General features: G+C 72.7%; 8 protein-coding genes. All 8 read left to right on the plus strand.

What is annotated here, in order from left to right; all coding sequences use genetic code 11:
• Positions 1-218, plus strand: a 218-nt coding sequence (locus V7793_RS28285; RefSeq protein ID WP_336011510.1) for a hypothetical protein, incomplete at its 5' end; no start/stop codon positions are given.
• 130 nt (positions 219-348) lie between these two features.
• Positions 349-573, plus strand: a complete 225-nt coding sequence (locus tag V7793_RS28290; RefSeq protein ID WP_336011513.1) for a CbtB domain-containing protein — start codon at positions 349-351, stop codon at positions 571-573.
• Between the two features lie 21 nt (positions 574-594).
• On the plus strand, positions 595-1359 hold the full coding sequence (locus tag V7793_RS28295; RefSeq protein WP_168095012.1) for a CbtA family protein: 765 nt from the start codon (positions 595-597) through the stop codon (positions 1357-1359).
• A gap of 235 nt (positions 1360-1594) precedes the next feature.
• Positions 1595-2539, plus strand: coding sequence for a D-alanyl-D-alanine carboxypeptidase family protein (locus V7793_RS28300; RefSeq protein ID WP_336011517.1), 945 nt, complete (start codon positions 1595-1597; stop codon positions 2537-2539).
• A 553-nt stretch (positions 2540-3092) separates the two neighbouring features.
• Positions 3093-5120 (plus strand): ABC transporter ATP-binding protein, encoded by a 2028-nt coding sequence (locus V7793_RS28305; RefSeq protein WP_336011520.1) that lies wholly within the window; start codon positions 3093-3095, stop codon positions 5118-5120.
• A 666-nt stretch (positions 5121-5786) separates the two neighbouring features.
• Positions 5787-6437 (plus strand): DUF4360 domain-containing protein, encoded by a 651-nt coding sequence (locus tag V7793_RS28310; protein ID WP_336011522.1) that lies wholly within the window; start codon positions 5787-5789, stop codon positions 6435-6437.
• Between the two features lie 351 nt (positions 6438-6788).
• Positions 6789-7322 carry an ATP-binding protein gene (locus V7793_RS28315; protein ID WP_336011525.1) on the plus strand — a complete coding sequence of 178 codons (534 nt, stop codon included), beginning with the start codon at positions 6789-6791 and terminating at the stop codon, positions 7320-7322.
• 223 nt (positions 7323-7545) lie between these two features.
• Positions 7546-8521 (plus strand): PAS domain-containing protein (locus V7793_RS28320; RefSeq protein ID WP_336011527.1); only part of this gene is annotated, 976 nt, incomplete at its 3' end.

An 8521-nucleotide genomic window follows, 5' to 3' on the forward strand; every position in this document is an offset into this window, starting at 1 on the left:
CGAACCGGGCCTCGTGGGAAGGGGTGTCGGCGGCGGGTGAGATCAGCATCACACGGACGGTCACGGTGGTCCTCGTCCCCCTCTGTCAACGGGTGGCGTCTGCCGCGAATCAGCAGATCACGGGCGTCGCCGGAGCCGCGCGCCGGGGTGAGCATCCGCACGCCGTAGCGCAGGTCACCCGCGCGCGGTACGGTCGCGTGGCAATGACGACGGTGTGACGGAAGCCCGGTGAGATCCCGGCACGGTCGCGCCACTGTGTACCCGGCGGAGCCCCGCAGGGAAGTCAGACCCCGCACTGTCGTCCTAGGCCCCAATGATCGGGACGCGTGTTCCCCAGGAGGTTCTGCCATGGCACAGTCCGCCGCCCCCGCCGCCGGTTCGTCCGCGATACCCGCGGTCGCCCCCATCTCGCTCAAGCAGATCGCCCCGTGGGCGCTCTTCGTCGGCATCCTCGCGCTGCTCCTGCTCTACTTCGTCGGCGCCGAGCAGGGCGCCACCTCCCTCATCGCCGGCGAGAACGTGCACGAGTGGGTCCACGACGGGCGCCACCTGCTCGGCTTCCCCTGCCACTGACGAGCCACCAGGGGAACCACCGTGAACTCGATCTCCGTCAGAGCCCTGCTCGTCCGCGGCATGCTCGCGGGCCTCGCCGCCGGCGTCCTGGCCCTCGCCGTCGCCTACTTCCTCGGCGAGCCCCACGTGGACTCCGCCATCGCCTTCGAGGAGGCGCACAGCCCTCACGACCACGGCGAGGGCGGTGAGGACCCGGTCAGCCGCACCATGCAGTCCACGGCCGGGCTGGCCACCGGCATCCTCGTCTACGGCGTCGCGATCGGCGGCATCGCCGCGCTGGTCTTCTGCGTCGCCCTGGGCCGCATCGGCCGCTTCGGCCCGCGGGCCACGGCCGCGCTGGTCTCGCTCGGCGCGCTCCTGGCCGTCTACGTGGTGCCGTTCCTGAAGTACCCGGCCAACCCGCCCTCCGTCGGCGACCCCGACTCCCTCGACAAGCGCACCGCGCTGTTCTTCCTGATGATCGCGCTCAGCATCCTGCTGGCGGTCGGCGCGGTCATCCTCGGCAAGCGCCTCGCGCCCCGGCTGGGCAACTGGAACGCGACGGTCGCGGCGGGGGCGGCCTTCGTGGTCGCCGTCGGCCTGGCCTACGCCTTCCTGCCCTCGGTCAACGAACTGCCCGACGACTTCCCGGCGGGCCTGCTGTGGAAGTTCCGCCTGTCGGCCCTGGCCGTGCAGCTCCTGCTGTGGACCGGCTTCGGCCTCGTCTTCGGTCACCTGGCCGAGCGGCTCCTGGCCCCGCGGGCCGGGGCGCCGGACAAGGCGCGGACGGCGGCACAGGCGGGCTGAGCCCCCGCCGGCGCCGCGCCGCATCTCGCGAGAAGAGCCCGCCCGGGCCACCGGGCGGGCTCTTCCCCTGCGCCCTCCGGCGCCGTCCCCGCGAAACCGCCCCGTGCCGTCCCGCACGTCCCGTCAGCCTCTTAAGTCCCGCTCACCCGTTAGTGGTTCGGATTTCTTTCCGTGCACGGGCTGGTGCGACGATGCCGCTCGCCCCGACCACCGACAGCCTGGGAATGGAGCCTTGATGCAGCGACGTGGGGGAGAGCAGGACCGCCGCCGGGGAGCGTGGGGAGCGCCACTGGCGGCGACGGTGACGGCGACGGCCGCGGCCCTCGCCGCCGCCCTCCCGGCCCCGGCCGCGCACGCCGCGCACGGCCCGTCGGTCGACGCAAAGGGCGCCTACCTGATGGACGCCGGCTCCGCGCGCCCGCTGTGGGCCAAGGACGCGACCGGCAAGCGGCCCATGGCCAGCACCACGAAGATCATGACCGCGGTGGTGGTCCTGGACACCCCGGGGGTGAACCTGGAGCGGCAGATCGAGATCAAGCAGTCCTACCGCGACTACGTCCAGCGGACCGGCGCGAGCACGGCGGACCTCCGCACCGGCGACAAGCTCACGGCGCGTCAGCTCCTCTACGCGCTGATGCTCCCCTCCGGCTGCGACGCCGCCTACGCCCTCGCCGACGCCTTCGGCACGGGACCCGACGAGGCGGCCCGCACGAAGTCGTTCGTCTCCAAGATGAACGCCAGGGCCCGGCAGCTGAAGCTGCGCGGCACCAACTACGACTCCTTCGACGGCATCTCCTCCGCGGGCAGGAACTACTCCACCCCCCGGGACCTGGCCGAGCTCTCCCGGCACGCCCTGCGCAGCGCCACCTTCCGCACCGTCGTCTCCGCGCTGAACACCCAGCAGAAGGCCAAGAACGTCAACCGGCTGTACACCTGGTACAACACCAACAAGCTGCTCGGCTCGTACCGGGGCGTGACGGGGATCAAGACCGGGACGACCACGGCGTCCGGGCCCTGCCTGGTGTTCGCCGCGCAGCAGGGCGGGCGGAGTGTCGTCGGCGTCATCCTCAACGACCCCGCGAAGCGCTACCCGGACGCCGCCGAGATGCTCGACTACGCCTTCAAGAAGCGCACGCCCCTGAAGCTGCGCAGGCTTCCCTCCGCGGCGCACGAGGACTGACCGCACGCCGCCCGCTCCGCACATCCTGCGGGCCGCCGCACGACCGAGCCCGGACCCCGCCCAGGGGTCCGGGCTCGCGTTCTACCAACTCCCGGGAACCGGCGGTCACTTATACCTGAACGAGTGAACAGTCTGCAGGGAACTGCGGGTTGGCGAACTTTCCCGCGGGCCGGGGCGGCTAGAGTCCTCCTGTCCGGAAACGGGCACCGGAAGGCCGCGGAAACCCCGACGGCGTCGGACAGGTTCACCGTCCGCCGGGGTCCCGTCCACCACCCTCAGTCCGACTCCCCGGCACGTCGCCGCGTACCGCAGCCGCGGCGTGCTCCTCGGCCATGCCCTTGGCACGGATCGGTTCACCGACGCGTCTCGCCGCCAAGCACCAGCGCCCTCCTGCCCGCACCCGCCGGCCAGCCCCACCGTCCTCAGGAGGCTTCATGTCCCGCCCCGCGTCCCCCGCGGCGTCTGACCCCACGTCCGTGACCGGCCCGCGAGCCTACCGCGTGCCGGAGGAGCGGTGACGCCCTTTGCGCGGCGCCCGCCGCGCCCGATCCCCGTGTCGGAGAGCGAAGTCCTGCTGTTCGGTGGCGCCTTGCGGCACGACAAGGCCTTCGTCAACCACGAACGGCCGCTGCTGCGGCTGTCGTTCTCGACGATGGCCCGTCAGCTTCCGGCCATGGTCGCCACCGTCACCCGGGCCGCCTGGCGCGAGGACCGCCCGGCGCTGCTCGTGCTCGTCGGCGCCGAGCTGGGCCAGGGGCTGACACGCGCCTTCGGGCTGGTCGCCGCCAACCGCGCGCTGACCGCCCTCTTCACCGCCGGACCCACCACCGAGCGGCTGCGCGAGGCCCTGCCGGCGCTGCTGGCGGTCACCTCGGTCGCCGCCGCCGCCGCGCTGCTCTCGGCGGTCTCCGTGGCGGCCGCCGGGCAGCTGGAGCCGAAGGTGGAGCGGGTGTGCACCGCGCGCTTCTACCGCGGCGCGGTCCGCGTGGAGCTCGCGGTCCTGGAGGACAAGGACTTCCACCGCCTGCTCGACGCGGGCCGGTTCGGCACCGACTCGGTCCGGCTGATGATCGGCTCGTCGGTCACCGTCGTCAACGCCGTCGTGGGGCTGGCCGCCTCCGCCGGGGTGCTCGCCCTGCTGCACCCGTCCCTGGTGCCCATGCTGCTGCTCGTGGCCGCCCCCAAGGGCTGGGGCGCGGTCGTCACCGCCCGGCGCCAGTACGCCTCCCGGCACGCCTGGATCGAGCACCGGCGCGCCATCTCCGTCATCACCTCCACGCTCACCGGCCTCGACACCGCCGCCGAGATCCGGGTGCACGGCGCGGGCCGCATGCTCGTCGGCGCCTACGACGACATGGCCGCCACGGTGGAGAAGGAGCAGCAGCGCCTGGCCCGCGCCGAGGCGGTCACGCGCACCGCCGCGTCCGCGCTCTCGGGGACGGCCGCGCTCGTCGTCTACGGGGCGCTGTGGCTGCTGCTCGCCTCGGGCGGCATGCCGCTGGCCGTCGCCGGCACCGCGGTGATCGCCGTACGGGCCGCCGGCGCGAGCCTCACCGCGCTGGTGACCCAGGTCAACCGGCTCTACGAGGAGGCCATGTACCTCAGCGACCTGGAGCGCGCCTGCGTGGAGGCGGAGCGGCACGCGATCCCCGAGGGCGGCACGCCGATGGCGCCCGGGGTGAAGGAGATCCGGCTGGAGAAGGTCACCTTCGTCTATCCCGGGGCCCCGGCGCCCGCGCTCAGCGAGGTCAGCCTGACCGTCCCGCCGGGCAAGGTCGTCGCGCTGGTCGGTGCGAACGGCTCCGGCAAGACCACCCTGTCCAAGCTCGTCGCCGGGCTGTACCTGCCGACCTCCGGGCAGCTGTACTGGAACGGGGTCGAGATCCACGACGCCGACCGCGACCTGCTCTTCGACCAGGTCGCCGTGTTGTCCCAGGACTTCCCCCGCTGGCCCATGACCGCCCGCGCCAACATCCACATCGGCCGCCCGGGGACGCCGCCGGAGCAGGACCGGATCGAGCGGGCGGCCGCCGAGTCCGGCGCCACCGGCGTCGTCGACTCGCTGCCGCACCAGTGGGACAGCCTCGTGGTCAAGGGCTTCGAGCGCGGCACCCAGATCTCCGGCGGCCAGTGGCAGCGCCTGGGCAGCGCCCGCGCGCGCTACCGCCGCGCGCCCCTGCTGATCGTCGACGAGCCGACCTCGGCCCTCGACCCCAAGGCGGAGGCGGAGGCGTTCCAGTCGCTGCGGTCGCTGACCGACGGCGGTACGACCGTCCTGCTGATCACCCACCGGCTCGCCGCGACCGCGACCGCCGACCTCATCTACGTCCTCGACAACGGCCGGGTGGTGGGGGAGGGGACGCACGAGGAGCTGATGGCCGTCGACGGCGGCCTGTACCGGTCGATGTACGAGCTCCAGGCCGCCCAGTACGGCTTCGGCGCGCCCCAGGCAGCCTCCACCGGCCAGGCTCCGGGCCCCGCCCAGACCGCCGCTTCCGCTTCCGCCCATTCCTCCGCCCACGCCGCCTCCGACCCCACCCCGCGCAAGAGTTCGCCGCATGCACAGCCCGCCCAGACCTGAGGACAGGGCGGTGCCCGCTCCGCCCGCGCCGCCTGCTCCGCCCGCGCCTCCACCGGATCCGTTGGGTCCGCTGGCGAGCACCTTGCGCGATGTCCTGGGGTGCCTGGGCGTGATCACGGCCGCGGTTCTCATCTCCGTCCTGTGCGTCCATCTCGGCCAGGCCTTTCCGGGACTGGCCGCCAAGTGAGTAGAGGAACGCCGTAACCGGCCCCGGGGTTACGGGCCGGAGCCGTATCGAATTCCAGGACGGCTTGCGGGGCTGCCGATTTCTGTGTGGATCACGCCGCCTCCTGTGTTTAGCGGGAGGCGGCTGCCGGGAAAAACGGGGTGAATTCGCGGTTCCGGGTAAGTGCCGGATGCGGCCCATTTCACTGTATTGAGCAAGTGTCTACAGGCGTCCGGGGGTTGTGGCTTCCCGCGCACCCCGGTCACCTGGGCCTCCGTTCGGACGGAAAAACCGGGGAACGGTTGTCCGACGAGGAGTCTGGCGGACTCGGGTGGCGCCTCCTACCATTCGAACGCTCCCCGTCCCCAGGGGTCGTTCGGACGCGGGGCGTGGCATGTCCATGCCCTAGTGATCCGCGCTCTCACCCATTCCGGTCCGGCGTCCTCCGGGTCCCGGCCCGAAATGCAGCCGCTCATTCGAGGACAACCGATTGGAGAGCCATGCCCGGCGCCCTTATCGCAGGAGCCGCGCTCGCGGCACTGTTCGCCTCGCCGATATCCACGTACGACGCCTCGGTCATCGTCAACCCGCCACCGGACAAGATCGTGATCGAGATCGCCACGGTCAACGGCTCCGGCTGCCCCGCGGGGACGGCCGCGGTGGCCGTCTCGCCCGACAACACGGCCTTCACGGTGACCTACAGCGACTACCTCGCCCAGGTCGGCGTGGGGTCCAAGCCGACCGACTTCCGCAAGAACTGCCAGCTCAACCTGATCGTGCACGTACCGCAGGGCTTCACCTACGCCATCGCCAGCGCGGACTACCGCGGCTACGCGAAGCTGGAGCCCGGGGCGACCGGCACCCAGAAGGCCTCGTACTACTTCCAGGGGTCCTCCACGACCACGCCGAGCTCCCACGTCTTCCGCGGCGCCTACGCGGACAACTGGCAGGCCACCGACCGCGTCGACGTGGCCGCACTGGTCTGGGCCCCCTGCGGCGAGAAGCGCAACTTCAACATCAACACCGAGCTGCGGGTCAACGCGGGCTCCTCCGACCCGTCCAAGACCACCAGCTTCATGACCATGGACTCCACCGACGGTGACATCAACACCGTCTACCACCTGGCCTGGAAGGAGTGCCCGAGGAAGTAGCGGTCCGTCCGCCGCGAGGGCGCAGGGGCCGGCGGGGCCGCGGAACGACGCGGGCCCGCCGGCCGGTCCCACCCCTCGCCGGTCCACCGGGCCACAGCGTGAATTTATGGCGTACGCATCGGCCCCCACCTGCGGTGATCGCGCTCCGCAGGGAACCCGTGACCAACGGGGTATAGACCTGTGGCGAAAAGCAGGCGACTGTGGGGGGAACCACACAGCGAAGTCCCACGGCCCGCACCGCTTCCCAGGACCGTTACGGCGCCACGGACGAGCTCTCGTCCAGCGCCCTTCGCGCTCACCGGATTGCATTAGAGCCACATGTTTGCAACCAGTCGCGACACCGCGAGTCCCTTGCATTCGGCTGACGCCGTCATCAGCGCCACCGACCCGGCCGCCCTCCGGGCCCCCTTCCCGCGGAAGCTCCCCGGTCCCTGGGGACACCAGATCCCCCTGTGCATGCACAGCCCGCTCTCCCGGCGGCAGCCCCACACCCTCGCGTCGCCCCACGCCACGCACGCCGTCTCCCTTCCGGCGACGGAGCGCTCGGCCGCGGCCGCGCGCCGGTTCTGCCGGCAGCTGCTGTCCGAATGGGGCCTGGAGGAGCTGGCGGCCGACACCGCCCTCCTGCTCTCGGAGCTCGTCACCAACGCCGTCCTGCACGTCCCGGAGACGCGCGAGGGCATCCGGCTCGTGCTGAGCCGGGGCCAGCGCCACCTCGTCGCCCAGGTCACCGACGCCGGCGGGCACCTGCCGCGCTGCAACGAGGCCGGGCCCGACAGCGAGAACGGGCGCGGGATATGGCTCGTCGAGCAGATCGCCGCCCAGTGGGGTCACCACGCCTCCGGCAACGGCAAGACCGTCTGGTTCACCCTCCGCCTCCCCTAGCGCCCCCGGCCCGGGAGGCGACTTCCGTACCGCCCTCGTACCGTCACTGGTCCGGACCTGTGAACCCGCAGCCGGCGCGCCCCGCCCCCGCGGGCTGCGCATCCACCGGTTTCGGAGAGACCATGGAAGTCGTCGCGGCAACACGGCGGCGCGAGGACGGGTGAGCCGGTCCGGCCGGCACGGGGCCGCCGCACCACCCCCGGCGGGCGGAAGGAGGTCCTCGATGGGCGCGACCGATGCGTTCCGGGCCCGGGCCGTCCAGCCCGCCGACGACCGTCCCTCCCTCGTCCCCGGGGGCCTGCTGGACGTCCTGGGCGTGGCCGCCGGAGTGCTGGACCGCGAGGGCCGGATCGTGCTGTGGAGCCCGCAGGCCGAGCAGCTCTTCGGCTGGAGCGCGGCCGAGGCCCTCGGGCAGTACGCGGCCCGGCTGCTGGTCGCCGAGGACGACGTCGGCGCGGTGCTGGAGCTGTTCGCGGAGGTCATGCGCGAGGGGGAGACGTTCGCCGTGGTCTTCCCCGCCCGGCACAAGGACGGCGGCACCCGGCTGGTCGAGTTCCGCAACGTGCGCCTGGAGGACCGGCACGGCGACTTCTTCGCCCTCGGCATCGCCACGGACCGGGAGGTCCTGCGCGGCGTCGAGCGGGACCTGGCCCTGTCGCTGCGGCTCGTCGAGCAGTCCCCCATCGGCCTCGCCGTCTTCGACACCGGGCTGCGGTACGTCCTGGTCAACCCCGCCCTGGAGCGCATCCAGGGCCTGCCCGCCGCGGCGTGCGTGGGCCGCACCGTCCGCGAGGCCCTGCCCCACGCGGACGCCGGCGCGATCGAGAGCGCCATGCGCCGGGTCCTGGCGACCGGCGCCCCGCTGCTGGACGAGCTGAGGGTCGGCCGGGCCGGCGGGTCCGCCACCGACGAAGAGGCCCAGCTCGTCTCCTGCTACCGGCTGGAGGACCCGGGCGGCAGCGTCCTGGGCGTCGCCACGTCCGCTGTGGACGTCACCGACCGCCACCGGGCCAACAAGGAGGACCGCCGCCGCACCGCCCTGATCGCCGACGCCTCCGTGCTGATCGGCACCACGCTCGAACTGGAGCAGACCGCGCGCGAGCTCGCCGAGGTCGTGGTGCCCGGGCTGGCCGACGTGGCGGCCGTGGACATCCTGGCCACCGTCGTCGACGGCGACCGCGCCGCAGCCCCGGACGGAC

Origin of the sequence: Streptomyces sp. KLMMK (genome assembly GCF_036961605.1) — a bacterium.
Classification (GTDB): Bacteria; Actinomycetota; Actinomycetes; order Streptomycetales; family Streptomycetaceae; genus Streptomyces; species Streptomyces telluris.

Excerpts from the sequence above, each read along its gene's own strand:
- V7793_RS28290 (WP_336011513.1), top strand. The coding sequence starts at position 349 with ATGGCACAGTCCGCCGCCCCCGCCGCCGGTTCGTCCGCGATACCCGCG.
- V7793_RS28300 (WP_336011517.1), top strand. The coding sequence starts at position 1,595 with ATGCAGCGACGTGGGGGAGAGCAGGACCGCCGCCGGGGAGCGTGGGGA.
- V7793_RS28310 (WP_336011522.1), top strand. The coding sequence starts at position 5,787 with ATGCCCGGCGCCCTTATCGCAGGAGCCGCGCTCGCGGCACTGTTCGCC.